Source organism: Aeromonas sp. FDAARGOS 1417, from assembly GCF_019046985.1.
GTDB lineage: Bacteria > Pseudomonadota > Gammaproteobacteria > Enterobacterales > Aeromonadaceae > Aeromonas > Aeromonas veronii.
The window spans coordinates 3,142,485-3,161,619 of record NZ_CP077221.1 but is presented as its reverse complement, the minus strand read 5'-3'; the positions used below and the strand labels follow the sequence as shown (position 1 = coordinate 3,161,619).

The 19,135-nt window shown below is 61.4% G+C and carries 22 protein-coding genes; 8 read left to right on the top strand and 14 right to left on the bottom strand.

The annotated features are described in order from the left end of the window. Positions 1–137: 137 nt before the first annotated feature. Positions 138–353: a hypothetical protein gene (locus tag I6L47_RS14545; protein ID WP_254204750.1), complete on the bottom strand. Its 216-nt coding sequence runs from the start codon at positions 351–353 to the stop codon at positions 138–140. 484 nt (positions 354–837) lie between these two features. Further along, a complete protein-coding gene (gene lexA / locus I6L47_RS14540) occupies positions 838–1,461 on the bottom strand; it encodes a transcriptional repressor LexA (protein WP_005339540.1) in 624 nt (207 codons plus the stop codon). 205 nt (positions 1,462–1,666) lie between these two features. On the opposite strand from lexA, the gene plsB reads away from it, so the two are divergent. Further along, on the top strand, positions 1,667–4,090 hold the full coding sequence (gene plsB / locus I6L47_RS14535; protein ID WP_216947683.1) for a glycerol-3-phosphate 1-O-acyltransferase PlsB: 2,424 nt from the start codon (positions 1,667–1,669) through the stop codon (positions 4,088–4,090). A 68-nt stretch (positions 4,091–4,158) separates the two neighbouring features. Here plsB and ubiA read toward each other — a convergent pair whose 3' ends face one another. Further along, positions 4,159–5,028, bottom strand: a complete 870-nt coding sequence (gene ubiA, locus I6L47_RS14530; RefSeq protein WP_005339536.1) for a 4-hydroxybenzoate octaprenyltransferase — start codon at positions 5,026–5,028, stop codon at positions 4,159–4,161. Further along, positions 5,025–5,561: a chorismate lyase gene (locus tag I6L47_RS14525; protein ID WP_058059072.1), complete on the bottom strand. Its 537-nt coding sequence runs from the start codon at positions 5,559–5,561 to the stop codon at positions 5,025–5,027. Before I6L47_RS14525 ends, ubiA begins: the two co-directional genes overlap by 4 nt. Before the next feature lie 145 nt (positions 5,562–5,706). Here I6L47_RS14525 and I6L47_RS14520 point away from each other — a divergent pair, with 145 nt between their 5' ends. Both I6L47_RS14520 and I6L47_RS14515 read left to right on the top strand, forming a co-directional pair. After that, positions 5,707–6,141 carry a flagellar basal body-associated protein FliL gene (locus I6L47_RS14520; protein ID WP_005339527.1) on the top strand — a complete coding sequence of 145 codons (435 nt, stop codon included), beginning with the start codon at positions 5,707–5,709 and terminating at the stop codon, positions 6,139–6,141. A 112-nt stretch (positions 6,142–6,253) separates the two neighbouring features. Then, positions 6,254–6,418, top strand: a complete 165-nt coding sequence (locus I6L47_RS14515; RefSeq protein ID WP_005339525.1) for a hypothetical protein — start codon at positions 6,254–6,256, stop codon at positions 6,416–6,418. 20 nt (positions 6,419–6,438) lie between these two features. Here the strand turns inward: I6L47_RS14515 and I6L47_RS14510 are convergent, their stop codons facing one another. The 4 genes from I6L47_RS14510 to I6L47_RS14500 form a co-directional block, all read right to left on the bottom strand. Next, positions 6,439–6,771 carry a DUF2799 domain-containing protein gene (locus I6L47_RS14510; RefSeq protein WP_047434106.1) on the bottom strand — a complete coding sequence of 111 codons (333 nt, stop codon included), beginning with the start codon at positions 6,769–6,771 and terminating at the stop codon, positions 6,439–6,441. A gap of 137 nt (positions 6,772–6,908) precedes the next feature. Continuing rightward, positions 6,909–7,034, bottom strand: a complete 126-nt coding sequence (locus I6L47_RS22610; RefSeq protein WP_005339521.1) for a hypothetical protein — start codon at positions 7,032–7,034, stop codon at positions 6,909–6,911. A 73-nt stretch (positions 7,035–7,107) separates the two neighbouring features. Continuing rightward, positions 7,108–8,088, bottom strand: a complete 981-nt coding sequence (locus I6L47_RS14505) for an MDR family oxidoreductase (protein WP_216947682.1) — start codon at positions 8,086–8,088, stop codon at positions 7,108–7,110. A 32-nt stretch (positions 8,089–8,120) separates the two neighbouring features. Beyond that, a complete protein-coding gene (locus I6L47_RS14500; protein WP_216947681.1) occupies positions 8,121–9,143 on the bottom strand; it encodes a LacI family DNA-binding transcriptional regulator in 1,023 nt (340 codons plus the stop codon). 251 nt (positions 9,144–9,394) lie between these two features. On the opposite strand from I6L47_RS14500, the gene I6L47_RS14495 reads away from it, so the two are divergent. From I6L47_RS14495 to I6L47_RS14485, 3 genes are read left to right on the top strand one after another with little or no spacing between them, the layout of a single operon-like run. After that, a complete protein-coding gene (locus I6L47_RS14495; protein ID WP_005356016.1) occupies positions 9,395–9,838 on the top strand; it encodes a PTS sugar transporter subunit IIA in 444 nt (147 codons plus the stop codon). 35 nt (positions 9,839–9,873) lie between these two features. Continuing rightward, complete coding sequence (locus I6L47_RS14490) at positions 9,874–10,161, top strand: PTS sugar transporter subunit IIB (RefSeq protein ID WP_139406838.1); 288 nt, start codon at positions 9,874–9,876, stop codon at positions 10,159–10,161. Between the two features lie 51 nt (positions 10,162–10,212). Beyond that, entirely contained in the window at positions 10,213–11,472 is a 1,260-nt protein-coding gene (locus I6L47_RS14485) for a PTS ascorbate transporter subunit IIC (RefSeq protein ID WP_005357405.1), read from the top strand. 78 nt (positions 11,473–11,550) lie between these two features. On the opposite strand, the gene waaA is transcribed toward I6L47_RS14485, so the two are convergent. After that, positions 11,551–12,816, bottom strand: coding sequence for a lipid IV(A) 3-deoxy-D-manno-octulosonic acid transferase (waaA, locus tag I6L47_RS14480; RefSeq protein ID WP_216947680.1), 1,266 nt, complete (start codon positions 12,814–12,816; stop codon positions 11,551–11,553). A 1-nt stretch (position 12,817) separates the two neighbouring features. Then, entirely contained in the window at positions 12,818–13,852 is a 1,035-nt protein-coding gene (waaF, locus tag I6L47_RS14475) for a lipopolysaccharide heptosyltransferase II (protein ID WP_040069406.1), read from the bottom strand. Positions 13,853–14,128: 276 nt separating this feature from the next. On the opposite strand from waaF, the gene I6L47_RS14470 reads away from it, so the two are divergent. Next, complete coding sequence (locus I6L47_RS14470; protein WP_005339515.1) at positions 14,129–14,905, top strand: glycosyltransferase family 2 protein; 777 nt, start codon at positions 14,129–14,131, stop codon at positions 14,903–14,905. 51 nt (positions 14,906–14,956) lie between these two features. Here I6L47_RS14470 and I6L47_RS14465 read toward each other — a convergent pair whose 3' ends face one another. Further along, positions 14,957–15,994 (bottom strand): glycosyltransferase family 9 protein, encoded by a 1,038-nt coding sequence (locus I6L47_RS14465; protein ID WP_216947679.1) that lies wholly within the window; start codon positions 15,992–15,994, stop codon positions 14,957–14,959. Positions 15,995–16,128: 134 nt separating this feature from the next. Between I6L47_RS14465 and coaD the strand changes: the two genes are divergently transcribed. After that, the gene (gene coaD / locus I6L47_RS14460) at positions 16,129–16,611 is read left to right on the top strand and encodes a pantetheine-phosphate adenylyltransferase (protein ID WP_005356008.1); all 483 of its coding nucleotides are present in this window, start codon (positions 16,129–16,131) and stop codon (positions 16,609–16,611) included. Between the two features lie 105 nt (positions 16,612–16,716). Here the strand turns inward: coaD and I6L47_RS14455 are convergent, their stop codons facing one another. The 3 genes from I6L47_RS14455 to I6L47_RS14445 all read right to left on the bottom strand — a co-directional run bounded on the left by I6L47_RS14455 (position 16,717) and on the right by I6L47_RS14445 (position 19,059). Continuing rightward, entirely contained in the window at positions 16,717–17,652 is a 936-nt protein-coding gene (locus tag I6L47_RS14455; RefSeq protein ID WP_254204748.1) for a VirK/YbjX family protein, read from the bottom strand. Positions 17,653–17,766: 114 nt separating this feature from the next. Beyond that, entirely contained in the window at positions 17,767–18,579 is an 813-nt protein-coding gene (gene mutM / locus I6L47_RS14450; protein ID WP_216947678.1) for a bifunctional DNA-formamidopyrimidine glycosylase/DNA-(apurinic or apyrimidinic site) lyase, read from the bottom strand. A gap of 24 nt (positions 18,580–18,603) precedes the next feature. Further along, complete coding sequence (locus tag I6L47_RS14445) at positions 18,604–19,059, bottom strand: hypothetical protein (RefSeq protein ID WP_005339507.1); 456 nt, start codon at positions 19,057–19,059, stop codon at positions 18,604–18,606. Positions 19,060–19,135: the final 76 nt, after the last annotated feature.

Below are 19,135 nucleotides of genomic sequence, written 5' to 3'. Positions count from 1 at the left end.
AGCCGCCAAGGTGGTTCAACCTTGTGCAACGCCCTGTCAGGAGTCGACCATTTGGCATAATTAATCGCCAGTTGCGGCCATAAAAAAACCGGCCCCCTCGGGTGCCGGTTATGAATGGATTTGTTTGTCTCTTCTGCTCAGGGGCGAGCGTTACGCCCCTGCTGCAACATCTTGCCGATGGCCCGCACGCCGATGGGAATCACGGGGGCCAGCCAGTCCTCTTCCCCCTGGCGATCGCCATGGCCACGCTTGAACAGCAATACCAGACGCACCACCTTCTCTTTCGGGCATCCCAGCCAGAGCGTCCAGTGCGAACCACGATGGTGCAGCCAGAGACCGTAAAACCAGGTCATCCGGCTACCTTTGACAAAACGGGTGATAGACGATTCTGCTGGCGTAGCCCCAGCCTCTGAATCCCATGGCGATCTTGATGCCATACCAGTCCTCCTTGACCGACAGGTCATGTTGCTTCGCCGGCCTGAACTGGGAACAGGCCCGTCACGACTATCTGCAACCATTACGAGTGGTCCCCTTTGCCCGACAAGGCTCGGGATCTCCCCACTCCCCCTTCATATCCCGTGAAGGTGTACTGCCTGATTCTCGTTGTTACCGGCCCTCCCGTCACGGCGCATTGCGATGGTCAGAGGGAGGCGCCAAGCCCTGTCTCGGCGACAGGGCACTGATCTGAGCATATATCTGAAATGGATGATTGGTAGCCGGTCGCGCAGGACAAAAATGCCGCCACCGATGATCTGTTTGATATGACAAGGAAAGTGCGCCAGAAACAGCACGGCCTCCCGAAGGAGGCCGTGTGGCAAACGCAGTTGGCGGAGATGATTACATCCAGTCGGCGTTGCGGATCACCCCGACCGCCAGCCCTTCGATGGTGAGCTGCTGGCAGGAGAGATCCACCTCGATGGGGGAGAGCTCTTCATTCTCTGGCAGCAGCCATACCTGACTGCCCTTGCGCTGGAAGCGCTTGACGGTGACATCCTCATCGAGACGGGCGACCACTACCTGACCGTTGCGCACCTCCTGGGTCTTGTGCACCGCCAGCAGATCGCCATCCAGAATGCCGATGTTCTTCATGCTCATCCCCTGCACCCGCAGCAGAAAATCTGCGCGCGGGTGGAACAGGGCAGGATCCACCTGATAGTGGCTCTCGATATGCTCCTGAGCCAGGATAGGTTCACCGGCAGCCACCTTGCCGATGAGCGGCAGGCCGCTCTCTTCCAGCACCTCTTCCTCTTCGAGCAACAGGCGAATGCCGCGGGACGTGCCCGGCATGATCTCGATGACCCCTTTTTTGGCCAGGGCCTTCAGATGTTCTTCGGCCGCATTGGCCGACTTGAAACCAAGCTTCTGGGCAATCTCGGCACGAGTCGGCGGCATACCGGTCTCGCTCATGTTCACCTTGATCAGCTCCAGCACTTCGGCCTGGCGGGGGGTAAGGGGTTTCATAGAATTGGCACCTGTCTTTTTATACAGCACACTGGCAGTATATACAGTGCAGTGGCCAAGGCAAGGCGCAGCTGACATTTGTCGCAACCAACCCCCTCATTTACTGCTGTTTTGATCCTGCGCAGCCGACTCATCGTACCTCTCGGCGACAAGGGGCTGTCGATTTGCTATGCTCACGCCGCATTTTTTTGGAGAGCAGACGCACATGTCCCTAGGACAGAAGATTTCCAGAGCCATCTTGCAATGGCCGGTCAGCGGCTTGGTCAATCACAAGAGCCTGCCGGAAAATCCCATCACAGAACTCAATCTGGATCCGGCCAGACCCATCGTCTATGCCCTGAAAACCAGTTCGATCACCGACCTGATGACCCTGCAGCAGTGCTGCGAGGATCTCGGTCTGCCCGGTCCCTTCACGCCGCTGGAACTGAACGGCCAGCTGCTGCCGCGCTATGTCTGTCTGGATCGTCCGCCTCCCCTGTTTGGCAAACGCAGCAAACCGCTCCCCTTCCTGCAGGAGTTCCACCAGCTGCTGGATCTGCACAAGCAGGATCCCGAACTCGATATCCAGGTAGTGCCCGTCACCCTGTTCTGGGGCCGCGCTCCGGGTCGGGAAGGGGAAGAAGCCTCCGGCCTCAACATCATCAGCAGCCTGGCGCCGAACCGGCTGAAGAAGGCGCTCATCGTGATCCTCAAGGGTCGCGAGAATCTGGTGCGCTTCTCGCCGCCGCTCTCCCTGCGCTACATGGCGGACAAACACGGCACCGACGAGGCCATCGCCCACAAGCTGGCACGAGTGGCCCGAACCCACTTCAGCCGTCAGCAGCTGGCTGCCACCGGCCCGAAACTGCCGAACCGCAACCTGCTGTTCAAGCAGTTGCTCGACTCCGCGGTGATCCAGCAGGCGATTGAAGAGGAGGCCCAGCGCGAAGGGATCAGCCTCGAGAAGGCGCAAAAGCGTGCCCATGGCTACATGGACGAGATCGCCTCCAACTTCTCCTACCGGCTGATCCGCCTGGGCGAGAGCTTCCTCGGCTGGCTGTGGAACAAGCTCTACCGCGGTTTGTCGGTCAATGGCGCCGAGAAGGTGCGCCAGTTGGCGCAGGAAGGGCACGAGATCGTCTACGTTCCCTGCCACCGCAGCCACATGGACTACCTGCTGCTCTCCTACGTCATCTACCACCAGGGGATGGTGCCGCCCCATATCGCGGCAGGCATCAACCTCAACTTCTGGCCGGCGGGCCCGATTTTCCGCCACGGCGGTGCCTTCTTCATTCGCCGCACCTTCAAGGGCAACCCGCTCTACAGCACGGTATTCCGCGAATACCTCAACCTGCTGTTTGCCAAGGGTTACTCGGTAGAGTTCTTCACCGAAGGTGGTCGCTCCCGTACCGGCCGTCTGCTGCCGCCCAAGACCGGCATGCTGGCGATGACCCTGCAGGCAATGATGCGCGGGCTGGACAGGCCGGTCACTCTGGTGCCGGTCTATCTGGGCTACGAGCACGTGATGGAGGTGAACACCTACCACAACGAGCTCAAAGGGAGCCGCAAGGAGAAGGAGAGCTTCCTGCAGGTGCTCGGCATCCTGCGCAAGCTGCGTAACTACGGCCGTGGCTTCGTCAACTTCGGCGAACCGCTGACCCTCAACAGCTACCTGAGCGAACATATTCCCGACTGGAAAAAGCACATCGGGGAAGAGGAACGTCCGGAGTGGATGGCGGGCACCGTCAACAATCTGGCCGAACTGCTGATGACCCGCATCAACGGCGCTGCCGCGGTCAACGGCCTGACCCTGAGTGCGCTGGCGCTGCTGGCCGCCGAGCGCCACGCCCTGACCCGCGACGAATTGCAGGCCCAGCTCAACACCTATCTGGATCTGCTCAAGGCGGTGCCTTACAGCCCGCAGAGCACCATTCCGGATGAGGATGCCAAGACCCTGCTGGATCAGGCGATGGAGCTCAACAAGTTCGAGGTGAGCGAGGACAAACTGGGGCAGATCATCAGTCTGGACCGCTATCAGGCGATCCTGCTGACCTATTACCGCAACAACATCCTCCACTTGTTTGCCATGCCCTCTCTGGTGGCGGCACTGATCGAACGGTGTGAAGGGATCTCCCGCAGCGAGATCATGGCTCGTTGCATCGACATCTATCCGCTGCTCAAGACCGAGCTGTTCCTGCGTTATGAAGAGGAGGCGTTGCCGGCGCTGGTCGACAGCCTGCTCGACGCGCTGCAGACCCAGCAACTGATCGAGACCCGCGATGACGGCTACTGGGTCAATCCGGCCAACCAGATGCGCCTGCTGCTGCTGGCGGAGAGCATTCAGGAGACCCTGCAACGCTACGCCATCGTGCTGACCCGGGTGCTGGCCCAGCCTCATATCGAGGCGGAGCAGTTGGAGGCGGACGGCCTGATGATGGCAGAGCGCCTCGGCACCCTGCACGGCATCAACGCCCCCGAGTTCTTCGACCAGAAGCTGTTCAGCACCCTGATCCACACGCTGCGCAAGGAGGGCTACCTCTCTCCCGAGTGCAAGCCGGATCTCGGCCGCTTCCAGGCGCTGGCCGACAACATAGTGCCGCTGCTGAGCAACAAGATCCGCCGCACCATTCAGGCAGGCAATCAGCTCTGATCTGCAACGCAAACAAAGAAGGCCGCATGATGCGGCCTTCTTTTTATCCAGTTTTACTCGGGGCGCAATCACGCCAGCAGGTAGTCAAGCACCAGACCGGCAAACACCAGCGCCCCCACATAGTTGTTGTTCAGAAACGCCTGGAAGCAGGCTTCCCGCTGCCGCTCGCGAATGAGCCGCTGCTGATAAACAAACAGCACCGCCGCCCCCAGCAATCCCCAGTAATACCAGCCCCCCAGCGTCATCAGCTGCCCGACCGCCAGCAGCAGCAGCAGCGTCGAGAGTTGCAATGCGCCGATGATCCGTTTGTCGTAACGACCAAACAGGATGGCGCTGGATTTGAGGCCGATCTTGAGGTCGTCATCCCTATCCACCATGGCGTACTGGGTGTCGTAAGCCACCGTCCAGAGCAGATTGGCGAAGAAGAGCAACCAGGCCACCAGCGGCAGGGCATCCGCCTGCGCCGCATAGGCCATCGGGATCGACCAGGAGAAGGCCATCCCGAGCACCAGCTGGGGATTGGAGATAAAGCGCTTCATGAAGGGGTAGCTCACCGCCAGCAGCAGGGCGACAAACGACAGACCGATGGTGAGCGGATTCATGGTCAGCACCAGACCAAACGAAATAAGCGCCAGCACGAAGAAGAGCGCCAGCACCTCCCACGGCTTGACTCTGCCCGTGGGCAAGGGGCGACCAGCGGTGCGTTTGACATGACCGTCGAAGTTGCGATCCGCATAGTCGTTGATGACGCACCCTGCCGAGCGCATCAGAAAGACCCCGACCACAAATACGGTCAGCACCCAGAGATTGGGCAGGCCACCAGCGGCCAGCCAGAGCGCCCACAGGGTTGGCCACAGCAGCAGCAGAGTGCCTATGGGTTTGTCGACGCGGGCCAACTGCATATAGGCAAGTCCCCGCTCCTTGGTTAACAGATTCACTCCAGCTCCTTGTCACAGACGAGAGAGGGCAGAAACAGCTCGTGCACCAGCAGTGGCCACTGCCCCAGAAACAGACGGGAACGACGCCCCCAGACAGTGGCGGCCGGGCAACGGGGATTGGCGGTAATATCGAAACGGGCCAGTTGCAGATGATCGCGGCGGGCTGGCTCATGGCCAAATACCCGCTCACCCAGCGGCTGATCGCCAAGCTCGGCAATGCCGCTCCCTTGCAGTGCGTCATCGGCAAACAGGGTCCAGCCCAGCACGGCGGGTCCACGATCCCCGTGCAGGATCACCTCACGGCAGGTACCGGCCGGCGAGGCCGAATCCACCAGCCACTGCTCATCGGCAGTAAGGGCGACCGGGTGATTGCCCAGCCACTCCACCGAAAAGTGGCGATTGTGCTGACGCAGCCGCCGGGTCATGGAGCCGGGCTCCAGCAGCCAGGGGCGCAAGCTGGCGGGCAATTCGCAACATTCGGGGGCCAGCCACCCGCTTAACGGCGTGAGGGGAACAGTCAACTCGGACTTCACAGCTTCACCATCCAGAGATTTCCGTGTTCAGGTTAAAATCCGGTTTATTATCCGTAAATCAATAGCGAAATGTAAGAACATCCGTGCTTGACGGCCCCGATGGCAACATCAAAAATGGGTTATCTCTTGCTGATGAGCCATCTATATGAAGATCTTCAAAATTCTGCTGGTGTTGTTACTGAGCTGTGGCGCCCTGCAGCAGCAAGCTCTGGCTGAAGATGAGCCGCCCGCCGAGGGCGCAGAGGGGGCTGCCAAGCCCGGTTTCTCCTACCACGCGCTCGATCCCGACATCATCACCAACTACCTGAGTGATAGCAAAACCCTCGGTTATATCCGGGTCACGGTAGAGCTGATGGCGGAAAACGAGGCCGATCTCAAGCTGCTGGAGCAGCATGACCCGCTGATCCGCGATGCCATCATCCGTCTGATTGGCAGCAAAAATGCCGATCAAGTGAAGTCCCTGACCAACCGAGAAGAGCTGCGCAAGGAGTGCGAGACAACCGTCAACGAACTGCTGGTGAAAGAGACCGGCAAGAAAGCGGTGCGCGAGCTTATCTTCACCAAGTTCCTCTACCAGTAATCCATCCCGAAACAATCGCTTATTGGCATATCGGCCAATAAGCGAGCTTTGCCGGTTTATTCGAAATGAAAATCGATTACAATACGGCCGTCAAGTCGTAGAGGTAGTCGTTATGGGCAGCAAAACCCTGTGTGAATGGCGCCGTCACGAGATCCCCACCGATCTCAAGGCGCTGAGAAAAATCGTGCGCAAACCCAAGTTTGTCTGCAGCAAGTGCGCCCGCAGTGCCAATGACAAGGGTTACCTCTGCCAGCCGCTGCGTTTGAAAGAGGAGTAACGCCCCTCCCTGTCAGGGCGTTATTGATCGGTCCACCCCTGACGCCCCTGTTCGAACAATCTGCGTGCCTGGGTATCATTCGGGCAAACGCCGCGATACTCCTCGCCTGAGCGGCCAGCCAGATAGAGATGCTCGGGGCGGCAATACCATGCCAATCCCTTCTGATGTCCCTGCTTCCACAGTTCGGCATCCACCTTCTTGCCACATTGCCCCTGATGGAACTCGATCCGCTCGGTGGTGAAGCCCAGCTTGCCATCCGCCTCCCCAACCTCACTCCACACCTTCTCGCAAGGGTCATCGTTGGAGACACAGCCACCCAGCAGGGCAGCCAACAATATGATGGAGAGTCGCATAGTCATCCTTGAGCGTCATTTGGGCAGTTCATTCTACCCAGCGCCCCGCCCCTGACCAAGGACGAACGCTCAGCCATGTGAGCGCGGCAAAAAAATCAGGCGGGCCCAAAGCCCGCCTGTTCGTTCAATGCCGTGGTTCACTGGTCATCGAAAGTGTCATCATCCTGCCAGCTTTCATCTTCCCACTGATCCAGCTCTTCTTCCCAGGAATCCGGCTCCCAATCATCATCAGAGGAGTCGTAATCCGGCTTGTGTCCACCCATCTTCACTCTCCTTGGATAGTTCACCCGCAATCCAATTCTATCCGGAAATGTCGGGCTCGCCAGTCGTCAGAGTTCAAAGTTTGACCAGAGTGCGCCCCGCGATTTGACCCAGCGTGATGGCCTCGGCAGCCTCGACCACCTGCTCCAGCCCGATCTCGGTGACCGCCTGAGCAAAGAAGCTGGCTGGCAGATCCCGTGCCAGTCGCTGCCAAGCCAGTTGACGACGTGCCAGCGGGCACATCACCGAATCGACCCCCTGCAGCCGCACATTGCGCAGGATGAAGGGCATCACACTGGTAGGCAGATCAAAGCCGCCCGCCAACCCACAGGCCGCCACGGCGCCGCCATAGTTCATCTGGGCCAGCAGCTTGGCCAGCACCTGACTGCCGACGGTATCGATGGCCCCGGCCCACAGCTGCTTCTCCAGCGGTTTGGCGGGCACCAGCAGTTCGCTGCGCGGCACGATGCGGCTGGCACCCAGCGCAGTGAGCATGGCGCCCTGCTCTTCGGGCCGACCGGTCAGCGCTGCCACCTGATAGCCAAGGGCTGCCAGCAGGGCAACCGAGGTGGAGCCAACACCGCCTGCCGCGCCGGTGACCAGCACCTCGCCACTTGCGGGAGTAATGCCCGCCTCTTCCAGCGCCAGTACGCAGAGCATGGCGGTGAGACCGGCGGTACCGATGCACATGGCCTGCCGTTCATCCAGCCCGGCGGGCAATGGCACCAGCCAGTCCCCCTTGACCCGCGCCTGTTCGGCCATACCACCCCAGTGGCCTTCGCCCACGCCCCAACCGGTCAGCACCACCTTGTCGCCGGGCTGATAGCGGCTGTCGGCAGACTCGAGCACGGTACCGGCGAAGTCGATGCCGGGCACCAGCGGCCACTGGCGCACTATCTTGCCCTTGCCGGTGATGGCCAGCCCATCCTTGTAGTTGATGGAGCTGTAGCTCACCGCTACCCGCACCTCACCTTCCGGCAACTGGCTCTCGGCCAGCCGGGTCAGAGTCGGTACAGTCTTGCCGTCTTGGTTTTCCAGTAACAGAGCCTTGAACATGGTTGCCTCTTTGATGACGTGTGAAACGGGGATCAGCTGCTTTGACGCTTTTGCAGTTGAAAATCGAGGGCCAGCGCAGTGCCCATCACGGGCTCCCCGGCCAGTTGGCGCAGGATCAGCTCGGCAGCCTCCTGCCCCATTTTGCGATAGGGGATCCTGACCGAAGTAAGGGTCGGATAACAGGCGCGCGCCACATCCAGATCGTCAAATCCGGCGATGGCGAGTTTGCCCGGCACATTCAAATGGCGGCGCTGGCACTCGAACAGCACCCCGGCCGCCAGTTCATCGTTGACGCAGATCAGCGCGTCCAGCTCGGGCCAGCGCAGCAGAAATTCACCCAGCATGGTGGCGCCGGTGCTGAAACTGGGCCGCTCAGAGGTGTTGATGATGGCATCGGGGGAGAGGTAGTTGTCGAGCAGCGCCTTCTGCCAGCCCTGCATCCGCTGTTGCAGCATCCACTGCTCCTGACGGGCACAGAGAAAACCGATATTGCGGTAGCCCCGCTCGATCAGGTGGAGGGTGAGCTGATAACCGGCATCGAAGTTGGAGACCCCCACATTCATGTCGATGGGGCTGCGGGCCATGGCACCCACTTCCACCACCGGCAGGCGGGAGGCTTTCAGGCGGGTACGAATCGTCTCGCCGGGATCGCCACCAAACAGCACCACCGCCGCCGGATTGTGCTGCAAAAAGCTGGTCAGCAGGCTCTCTTCCTGCTGTTTCAGATGCTGGGCATCCCCCAGCATGATCTGGTAACCCTCCTCGAGCAGGGTCTGTTGCAGGCCAGCGATCATCTCGCCACAGCCCGCTTCCGCCAGACTCGGGACGATCACTACGATGGTCTGGGAAGTCGCAGAGGCCAACGCCCCGGCGGCCCGATTGGGGATATAGCCGAGCTCTTCCACCGCTGCTTCGATGCGCTCGCGCATCCTGTCGGAGACCATCTCCGGCGTGCGCAGGGCACGGGAAACCGTCATGGCCCCCACACCGGCCAGCTGGGCCACATCGTTGAGGGTCACCCGACCCGTGCTACGGCGCTTTTTCGCTTCTGACATCCATCCCTTCCTCGGCTTGCGGCTGCTCACTTTAAGGCAAAAGAGCGCCACTGACTATTTGCTCAGGGCCGATTCTACTCTCTTTCCCCTACCGCAGGGGCAAGATGGCTCCCGTTAATGGGTGAAGTGATAGCGCTATCACAGTTTCATGTTAGCGCTACCTGATAGCGCTAACTTTCGCGATCACCCTCACAGTTTCACCACCGCAAGATCGATAGATTGGCGCCATCTTAACTAGCCGGATCACCACCATGCTGACTCAACTGCTGACCGAGGATGTCATCCGCATCGAACCCGCAGCCCGCGACTGGCGTCACGCCATCGAGCTGGCAACGGCGCCCCTGTTGGCCAATGGCACCATCGAACCCTCCTACGTGGCGGCGCTGTTTCGCTCTCATGAAGAGCTCGGCCCCTACTACGTGCTGGGCCCCGGTCTGGCGATGCCCCATGCCCGCCCCGAAGACGGCGTCAACCGGCTGGGTCTGGGGCTGACCGTCATCAAGCAGGGGGTCAACTTCGATTCCGAGGGCAACGACCCGATCCGGCTGCTGATCACCCTGGCCGCCAGCGACAGCAACTCCCACGTGGAGACCATCGCCCAGCTGGCCGAGCTGTTTATGAATGAAGAGGACGTGGCGGCCATTATCGCGGCCGACACCAAAGACGACATCCTGCGCATTCTGGCGCGCTACTGATCTGCGCCACGGCGCACCTGACAGAGGAAGAGACAATGAAAATTCTGGTTGTATGCGGTCACGGTCTGGGCACCAGCCTGATGATGGAGATGAGCATCAAGAGCATCCTGAAAGAGCTGGCAGTCACCGCCGAGGTGGATCACCGCGATCTGGCCTCCGCCGGTAGTGAAAGCGCCGAGATCTTTGTCGCCACCCGCGACATCGCCGAGCAGTTACAGAGCATGGGCGTCAACGGCCGTCTGGTGGCCCTCGACAACATGGTCGACAAGGCCGCGATGAAAGAGAAGCTCGCCACCGCCCTGCGCGAACTGGGCGCCCTCTAAGGATCCTCCATGCGGCCTGCGGGCCGCATCTTCCGTTGCCAGGAGCTGACCATGGAATTTTTCAACTTTCTGATGTTTGACGTGCTGTCCGAGCCCGCCGTGCTGGTCGGCCTGATCGCACTTATCGGCCTGATTGCCCAGAAGAAACCGGTGACCGAGTGCATCAAGGGCACGGTCAAGACCATCATGGGTTTCGTCATTCTGGGGGCCGGTGCCACTCTGGTGATCAACTCGCTGGGTGACTTTGCCGTCATCTTCCAGCACGCCTTCGGCATCAAGGGGGTCGTCCCCAACAACGAAGCCATCGTCTCCATCGCCCAGACCTCGTTTGGCAAGGAGATGGCGATGATCATGTTCTTCGCCATGCTGGTGAATATCCTGATCGCCCGCCTGACCCCGTGGAAATTTATCTTCCTGACCGGTCACCACACCCTGTTCATGTCGATGATGGTGGCGGTGATCCTCTCTGCCGGCGGCATGAGCGGTGTGCCGCTGATCGCGGTGGGCAGTCTGGTGGTCGGTGTCGCCATGGTCTTCTTCCCGGCCATCGCCCACCCCTTCATGAAGCAGATCACCGGCTCCGATGACGTGGCGCTGGGCCACTTCTCCACCTGCTCCTACGTGCTCTCCGCCCTGATCGGCGCCAAGTTCGGCAACAAGGCCCACAGCTGCGAAGATGTGCAGGTACCGAAGAGCTTGCTGTTCCTGCGCGATACCCCGGTGGCCATCTCCTTCACCATGGGCATCATCTTCCTGGTGACCTCCGCCTTCGCCGGCCCCGAGTTTGTCTCCAGCGTCGCCAAGGGCAAGCACTGGTTCATGTTCTCCCTGATGCAGTCCATCACCTTCGCCGCCGGTGTCTACGTGATCCTGCAGGGTGTGCGGATGGTCATCGCCGAGATCGTACCGGCCTTCAAGGGGATCTCCGACAAGCTGGTGCCGAACGCCAAGCCGGCGCTCGACTGCCCCATCGTCTTCCCCTACGCCCCCAACGCCGTACTGATCGGCTTCCTGTCGAGCTTTGCCGCCGGCCTGGTGGGGATGGCGCTGCTCTACGCCATGGGCCTGACCGTCATCATCCCGGGCGTGGTACCGCACTTCTTCGTCGGCGCCGCTGCCGGAGTCTTCGGCAACGCCACCGGTGGTCGTCGTGGCGCAATTTTGGGCTCCTTCGCCAACGGCCTGCTGCTGCTCACCATTCTGCCGGTGTTCCTGCTGCCGGTACTGGGCGACCTCGGCTTCGCCAACACCACCTTCAGCGACTCCGACTTCGGTGTGGTCGGCATCCTGCTGGGGCTGATCGTTCGCTAATCCCGGCCACCGCCAAAAACAAAACGGAGCGCATCGCGCTCCGTTTTTTTATGGCCGGACTGTATGAAAGGCTGACACTCAGTCGTTCTCCAACGCGGTGAGGCAATGAGAGAGGGTGCGCGCCAGGGCTCCCTGATTGCGCAGCACCACGGCGCGGGCCTGCTCCCCCATCTCGCGGCGGGCGTTGCCGTCGGCAAACAGCTGGCTCACCCGCTCGCCCAGCTCGGCAGCATCGGCCACGATGGCTGCGCCACCCTGAGCCACCAGCTGGCGAGTGATATCGCTGAAGTTGAAGTAGGCGGGCCCCGTCAGGCAGGGCTTGCCGAGGGCTGCCGGCTCCAGCAGGTTGTGACCGCCGATCTTCACCAGACTACCGCCAACAAAGGCCACATCGGCCGCCGCCAGCATCAGCGGCAGCTCGCCCATGGTATCGCCGAGATAGACCTTATCCTCCGCACTCACCGCAGCACCATCAGTGCGCCGCACGCAGCCGTAAGGGGCGCACAGTTCGGCCACCCGGTCGAACCGCTCGGGGTGGCGCGGCACCAGAATGAGCAGCGCTGCGGGATGGCGTTTGAGCAGCAGATCGAAGGCGGCCAGCACCTGCTCGTCCTCACCCAGATGGGTACTGGCGGCGATCCAGACCGGCCGATCCGCCCCCAGTTGCTGGCGCAGGACTCGCCCTTTGGTCTGCACCTCGTCACCAAACTGGATGTCGAACTTGATGGAGCCGGTCACCGCCAGCCGCGAACGATCGATGCCGAGGCGGGCGAAGCGGTCGGCATCATCCTGATGCTGGCAGAGCAGATGGGTCAACGGCCGGCTCAGGGCGTCGAAGGCGCCGTGGAAGCGGTCATAACGCTGGCAGGATCGCTCGGAGAGGCGGGCGTTGATGATGGTCACCGGCAAATGGCGCGTCTCGCAGGCGGCCAGCCAGTTCGGCCATAACTCGGTCTCCATCACCCAGAGCGCGCGCGGCTTGAAGGTGTCGAGAAAGGCAGCAATGGCCCAGGGGTAGTCGAGCGGCGCGTAGCGATGGATCACCAGATCCCCCAGCCTGGCAGCCTGATCGGCGCCGGTGCGGGTGGTGGTGGTGAGCAGGATCGGCAGATCGGGCCGCTCCGCCTTGAGGGCGCGAATGAGCGGCGTGATGGCCAGCGTCTCCCCCACGCTCACCGCATGGATCCAGAGCGGCGCCTCCTGTCCGGTGGCGGGCAGCCGCCCGAGATGCTCGGCCCAGCGCTTGCCAAAGCCTGGCTTGCCTTTCTTCGGCTTGTAGAGGGCCAGCAGCGCCAGCGGCAATCCCAGATGGATCAGCAGGTTGTAGAGCAGACGGTAGGGCATCTTACTGACTCTGCTCCAGCTTCTTGCAGGCATCGACCACCTGCTCCGGCGCCAGGTCGATCAGGCACTTGAGATGGCCGAACTTGCAGGTGCGCTTGAAGCAGGGGCGACACTCGATGTCGGTGTGGACGATCTCGACCCGATCCGCCAGCGGCGGGGTGTAGAGCGGCGAAGTGGAGCCATAGACGCCCACCAGCGGCCGGTTGAGGGCGGCGGCGATGTGCATCAGGCCGGAGTCGTTGGAGATGACCCGGCTGGCCAGCGCCATCAGATCGATCGCCTCGTGCAGACTGGTCTTGCCCGCCAGCACGTGGCAGTTGGGGCGGGTCAGCAGATTGACCCGATCCCGGATGGTATTGGCGACCGGCACATCCTTGTTGGAGCCGAAGATCCACACCTGCCACCCTTCGTCCAGATGCTGCTGGGCCACCACGGCGTAGTGGCCCTCCGGCCAGCGTTTGGCCGGGCCAAACTCGGCACCGGGACAGAGCACCAGCACCGGGCGGGCGCGATCCAGCCCCAGTCGCTCCAGCGCCTTGCTCTGGTTGACCAGATCGACGTGCAGAGAGGGGTGGGGAATGGTCGGAATATCGGCTCGGCTCTTCATCTGCTCCTTGGGATAAGCGAGCGCCAGATAGCCCTCCACCATCAGCGGGAAGGCGGACTTGTTGCTGCGCATATCGTTGAGCAGGCCGAAGCGGTGCTCCCCTTTCCAGCCGGTACGCACCGGAATGCGGGCAAACCAGGGGATCAGCGCCGATTTCATGGAGTTGGGCTGGACGATGGCCTGATCGTACTTCTCGGCTGCCAGCTGCTTGCCGAGGCGGCGGCGCGCCACCAGCTTGAAGTCACCGTGGCCAAGGGGCATGGTGATCGCCTTGTCCACCTCCGGCATCCGCTCCAGCAGGGCGCAGCACCAGGCGGGGGCCATCACGTGCAGCTCGCTCTCCGGATGGTTGGCCTTGATCGCCTTGTAGAGACTCTGGGACATCACCATATCGCCGACCCAGGAGGGGCCGATCACCAATATTTTCATTACGCGTCTTCTCTCGGGTCTGGCCCGGCGGTTAATCATCACTGGGCGAGATTATGCCCCAAGAATGACTGGATAAATAACAGAAGATCCTTGGCAATCCCCCCTGCCGTCTCATTTTTCCACAGGTCTTCTGAAGAGATGCAACGCCAGCCGAGCAGGCAAACAGCTGATAGAAACGGGCAATGGCGGCTCTCTCTTTGGCCCGTTTTTCCGTTAGAATGGCCCATCAATACGCATTCGACCCGCCAGCCGGGCAATAACCGTGAGCCCACATTCGTGAAAAAACCGACTCTGGCTGCCGTTCTGATCGTCAAGAATGAAGCCGACAACCTGCGCAAGTGCCTCGCCTCCCTCGACGGACTGGTGGACGAGATCGTCATTCTGGACTCCGGCAGTCAGGACGAGACCCCGGCCATTGCCGCCGAGTTTGGCGCCCGTTTCTTCGTCAACGCCAAGTGGCCGGGCTTTGGCAAACAGCGCCGACTGGCCCAGTCCCATGTGCAGTCCGACTGGGTGCTGTGGCTGGATGCCGACGAGCGGCTCACCCCCGAGCTGAAAACCGCCATCGCCAACGTGATGGCCAATCCGGCCAGCGATACCATCTACTCGATCCCGCGCCTCTCCTGGGTGTTTGGCCGCTTTATCCGCCACAGCGGCTGGTATCCGGATCGGGTGCTGCGTCTCTATCCCAAGGCACTCACCAGCTACAACGAGGCGCTGGTGCACGAAAAGGTGGAAGTACGGGCCAACATGAAGATCGTCAATATTCATGGCGACCTGCTCCACTTCACCTATCGGGATCTGGAGCACTATCTGGTCAAATCCGCCGGTTATGCCCGCGCCTGGGCCGATCAGCGCACCGCCCGCGGCAAGAAAGGCTCCCTCAGTCAGGGGCTGATCCACGCGGTCGGCTGCTTCCTCAAGATGTACCTGCTCAAAGCGGGCTTCCTCGATGGCAAGCAGGGGCTGCTGCTGGCGATCCTCTCCGCCCACTCTACCTTCGTTAAATACGCCGACCTTTGGGTGCGCCAGCAACCGCAGCAGCCGGAATAACCGTCATACGAAACAGGGCCCCGCGGGGCCCTGTTTGCATTGCTGCATACGTTATTTGCGCCAGAAAGGCGCCGCCCAGCGGGCCATCACCGGCACCATGGTCTTGGGATCGAGCTGGCTCATATCCTCAGGATGGTCGCTATCCTCAGGCGGGCTGAAGGCAAGGTGACGCCCTTCGCTGTTGAGGGGCTTCCAGCGCAGCGGAGTGGCGGAGCGGCGCATCGGAAAGAAGCCGATGGTCGGCACATCGAGCGCGCCGGCGATATGGAGCGGGCCAGTACTGCCTGCAACGAACAGGGCTGCGTTGGCCAGCACCTGACAGAACATCGGCAGACCATCGCTGGAGCGGTAGATCCAGCCGTTGCCGCCGTGGGCCAGCAACTCGGCCGCCAGCTGTTCGGCCATCTTCTCCTCGCCCGGGCCTGCGGTCAGCACACACTGCAGCTCGGGGCAGGCCTGATTGAGCTTGATGATGATACGGGCATACTGCTCGATGGAGAGGTTGTTGGCCGAGCCACCGCTGCCGGCATGCACCATCAACCAGGGGCGGCTGGCATCGAGCTTAAGCTTGGCCGCCAGCTGCTCGCGCACCTGCTGCAGGCTCGCCTCATCGAAACTGAGGAAGGGAGTCTTGGGCTCCACCACGGCCACCTGTTGATCGGCCAGGAAGCGGCGGATCAGCTCCAGGTTGTACTCGGACTCCGGCTTTTGGGAGCGGGAGCGGCGCTGTACCAGTCGCTGGTTGTAGAGCACCTGCGCCAGCTTGGTCGCCGGTGCCAGCCGGTAAGGGATGTGCGCCTTCCACACCAGCATGGCGTTGCGGGAGTTGGAGAAGAGGCAGATGGACGCGTCGAACGCCGCCGCCTTGATCCGCGCCAGCAGCGCTCGCTGTTGCTCCTTGTCGGCCCGCACGCCCGGATCGATGATCACCTCGTCAATCCAGGGGCAGAGCCGGGCCAGCGGCGCCGTGTAGGCCGGAACCAGGGCAGTCACATGACACTCCATGGAGCCTTTGAGCATGGCGAAGCTAGGCCACGCCAGCATGAAGTCACCAATCTTGTCATTGCGAACGACCAGAATACGTTTCATAAAAAATCCCTTTGCTCCCTGTCACCAATGCAAGGAGGCTTGATGCGCGATGGCGTATTCTTGCCTGATGCACTGCTATTCTCAAGCGACGACCTTATAATGCGACCAAATTTCCAGGTTGCAGGACCGCAAAGATGACTACCAGGGTAATTTATCCCGGGACTTTTGATCCCGTTACCAATGGCCACGCCGATCTCATCGGCCGCGCCGCCAAGCTGTTTGACGAGGTGGTGGTCGGGGTCGCCAACAGCCCGAGCAAGCGCCCGCTGTTCGATCTGGCAGAACGTGTCCAGCTTGTCCAGCAAGTGACCAGCCAGCTTCCCAACGTCAAGGTAGTGGGCTTCTCCGGTCTGCTAGTCGATTTCGCCAAAGAGCATCAGGCCAACGTGCTGATCCGCGGCCTGCGCGCCGTCTCCGACTTCGAGTACGAGTTCCAGCTGGCCAATATGAACCGCCGCCTGATGCCGGAGCTGGAAAGCGTCTTCCTCACCCCGGCGGAGGAGAACTCCTTTATCTCCTCCACACTGGTGAAAGAGGTGGCGCTACACGGTGGCGACATTCGTCAGTTTGTCGACCCGGTAGTGGCCCAGGCCATCGCAGCCAAACAGAAAGGGTGATCTCCTTCCATACTCGCCATTCCCAACGGCAACTACGAACAAGGGCTACCCACGGGTAGCCCTTGTTGTATCTCTCTCGCATGGAGAGACCAGCCTGCTTGCCGGTTACTGACGGGCAAACCGCTCATTCATCTCCTGCACCAGCAGATCGAGCCACTCGTAGCGGCGCCGGTACATGGCCCGCTTCTTGGAGGCGATCTCCTCCAGCGGCTTGCGCGGCTGGGCTTGCAGGGCGACGAAGTTGGCATCCACATCCCGGGCGTCGAACTCCTGCCACAGGTCGTCATAATCGGCCTGCAAATTGGCTTTCTGCTTGCTGCTGTAGCGCTTGGCCTGAAACACGTGGGCCCGCTTGCGCACCGCCAGCACCTCTGCCGCCCCCATGGCCTGTGCCAGTTGCAACACCAGCTGCACCAGCAGGGATTTGGGCCGCAGGCCGTGCCCCTCTTTGGTCAGCTCGCGCACCCGATCCTGAGCATTGTCGACCGCAGGCTCCGGCCCCTGCATGGAGCCGATCATCAGAATCAAACGATCCACGCTGCCCGCCAGCGAAAAGGCGCAGCTATAGAGGCGCTGTCCCTCGCCATTGACGATGGAGAGCGCCAGCTCGGCCTCGCGGCGGAAGGTGCCATCGTGGCGCAGCAGAATGCGGCAGCCGCTCTGGGGATAGTGCCCCAGCGCGATCCCCTCGCCCAGATAGAGGGGGTCGATCAGCTGTGGGTAGCACTCCAGCAACAACCGATAGTGATTTTCCAGCATCTCGGCCCGCTCACGGGCGCTGGCACAGGCGAAGCGATAGGGACGCATCGGCTTGTCGAGCAGCTCGGGATAGACCGCTGGCAGTGCCTTGAGCGAGTCGCACTGAAACAGGCTGAAGACCCGGCTCAGCGACTTGCGATAGAGCAGGCTGCGCAGCACGAACTTGCCGCGATTGAAGGTTTTCCGGTCACATCCCTCGGGGTAGAGGAAGCGGGCCATGGATTTTGCGCAATAGCGCTCCTGCCGGGATAAATATTCCCAGTCTATTGATTTAACTGTCATTTTTATATTCTCAAACCGCCTGAACGGTCGGGATACTAGTGACAGCTGTGCAAATCTTCAACAGAGTGGAAATACGCTGTTACAACTTCCCCCGGATCGGGGCAAAAAGTGCGCTCAGCGCTGGCAATGACTGCAAAAAACCGTGGTGCGCTGGCCCATTCTTGTCTCGGTCAGCAGGGTGTGGCAGTGGAAACAGGGCTGACCGCCACGGCCGTAGACCTGCAACTGCTGCACGAAATAGCCCGGCTTACCATCGGCACTGGTGAAATCCTTGAGGGTAGTGCCGCCCTGGCGAATCGCCTCGGCCAACACGCGCTTGATCTCGGCCACCAGGGTTCCCAGCAGCTCGGCACTGATATTGCCCGCCGCCCGTTTGGGGTGAATGCCGGCAGCATAGAGCGCCTCGTTGGCGTAGATGTTGCCCACCCCGACCACCACCTGATTGTCCATCAGGAACTGTTTGATGGCGGTGCTACGCCCCTTGGCGCGCCCCTGCAGGTAATCAGCACTGAAGGCATCGGTGAGCGGCTCTGGCCCCAGCTTGGCGAGCAGCGCGTGGGCTTCGGCCGGTTCCCGGGTCCACAACAGGGCGCCGAAGCGGCGCGGATCGTTGAGCCGCAGCAGCTTGCCATTCTCCAGCTCGATATCCACGTGGTCGTGCTTCTCGGCCGGGGTGCCGATATCCAGCACCCGCAGGCTGCCGGACATCCCCAGATGAAGGATGGCGGTGCCGAAATCGGTCTCCAGCAGCAGGTATTTGGCACGGCGACGCACCCGATGGATGGTGAGATCCACCAGCTCCTGAATCTCACCGGGGATCGGCCAGCGCAGGCGGCCATCCCGCACCACCACGCGCGTCACCTTGATACCGGTGAGCCAGGGGGAGATCCCCTGACGACTGACTTCAACTTCTGGCAATTCGGGCATGGGCACCTCGCAAGGAAAAGAAACTCAGGGAGCAGGACGCAGCAGATCGCGATACTGCTCGGCAGTGAGGGCGAGCCAGAGACCGGAGGGCAGCTGAGCGCCATATTGGCCGCTGTTCTGATAGAGGCCGATCTCGACCGGATCGTTCTGGCCGGCAATCCACACCTTGATGGCCACCGGGGTGCCGCGCACCACCTCGCCGGGGGGCAGCAACCAGCTCTGCCAGCGCGCCAGACGGGCATCCAGCTGAGCCGTGTCGAGCCCCAGATCCGGCACGCTGCGCCAGCCCTGACCAATCCGCTCAATCTGCCAGCTCGGCCCCTGCCAGGTGAGCACCACGGCCGCATCCGGCAGCAAGGGGCGAGCCCGCTTGGCGCTGTTCTCCTGCTGGGCAGTCTCCATACGATGCAACAGGGTGATCACGATCAGCACCACCACAATGATCACGTTATTCCAGCCTTTGCGGCTCAATTTGAACATGGCAAGCCTCCCTTTGAACCGGCAGTGTACTGAATTCGGCGCATAAAAAAACCCGGCACGAAGCCGGGTTTTTGGG

Excerpts from the sequence above, each read along its gene's own strand:
- I6L47_RS14545 (WP_254204750.1), bottom strand. The coding sequence starts at position 353 with ATGACCTGGTTTTACGGTCTCTGGCTGCACCATCGTGGTTCGCACTGG.
- lexA (WP_005339540.1), bottom strand. The coding sequence starts at position 1,461 with ATGAAACCCCTTACCCCCCGCCAGGCCGAAGTGCTGGAGCTGATCAAG.
- plsB (WP_216947683.1), top strand. The coding sequence starts at position 1,667 with ATGTCCCTAGGACAGAAGATTTCCAGAGCCATCTTGCAATGGCCGGTC.
- I6L47_RS14520 (WP_005339527.1), top strand. The coding sequence starts at position 5,707 with ATGAAGATCTTCAAAATTCTGCTGGTGTTGTTACTGAGCTGTGGCGCC.
- I6L47_RS14515 (WP_005339525.1), top strand. The coding sequence starts at position 6,254 with ATGGGCAGCAAAACCCTGTGTGAATGGCGCCGTCACGAGATCCCCACC.
- I6L47_RS14510 (WP_047434106.1), bottom strand. The coding sequence starts at position 6,771 with ATGCGACTCTCCATCATATTGTTGGCTGCCCTGCTGGGTGGCTGTGTC.
- I6L47_RS22610 (WP_005339521.1), bottom strand. The coding sequence starts at position 7,034 with ATGGGTGGACACAAGCCGGATTACGACTCCTCTGATGATGATTGGGAG.
- I6L47_RS14505 (WP_216947682.1), bottom strand. The coding sequence starts at position 8,088 with ATGTTCAAGGCTCTGTTACTGGAAAACCAAGACGGCAAGACTGTACCG.
- I6L47_RS14500 (WP_216947681.1), bottom strand. The coding sequence starts at position 9,143 with ATGTCAGAAGCGAAAAAGCGCCGTAGCACGGGTCGGGTGACCCTCAAC.
- I6L47_RS14495 (WP_005356016.1), top strand. The coding sequence starts at position 9,395 with ATGCTGACTCAACTGCTGACCGAGGATGTCATCCGCATCGAACCCGCA.
- I6L47_RS14490 (WP_139406838.1), top strand. The coding sequence starts at position 9,874 with ATGAAAATTCTGGTTGTATGCGGTCACGGTCTGGGCACCAGCCTGATG.
- I6L47_RS14485 (WP_005357405.1), top strand. The coding sequence starts at position 10,213 with ATGGAATTTTTCAACTTTCTGATGTTTGACGTGCTGTCCGAGCCCGCC.
- waaA (WP_216947680.1), bottom strand. The coding sequence starts at position 12,816 with ATGCCCTACCGTCTGCTCTACAACCTGCTGATCCATCTGGGATTGCCG.
- waaF (WP_040069406.1), bottom strand. The coding sequence starts at position 13,852 with ATGAAAATATTGGTGATCGGCCCCTCCTGGGTCGGCGATATGGTGATG.
- I6L47_RS14465 (WP_216947679.1), bottom strand. The coding sequence starts at position 15,994 with ATGAAACGTATTCTGGTCGTTCGCAATGACAAGATTGGTGACTTCATG.
- coaD (WP_005356008.1), top strand. The coding sequence starts at position 16,129 with ATGACTACCAGGGTAATTTATCCCGGGACTTTTGATCCCGTTACCAAT.
- I6L47_RS14455 (WP_254204748.1), bottom strand. The coding sequence starts at position 17,652 with ATGACAGTTAAATCAATAGACTGGGAATATTTATCCCGGCAGGAGCGC.
- mutM (WP_216947678.1), bottom strand. The coding sequence starts at position 18,579 with ATGCCCGAATTGCCAGAAGTTGAAGTCAGTCGTCAGGGGATCTCCCCC.
- I6L47_RS14445 (WP_005339507.1), bottom strand. The coding sequence starts at position 19,059 with ATGTTCAAATTGAGCCGCAAAGGCTGGAATAACGTGATCATTGTGGTG.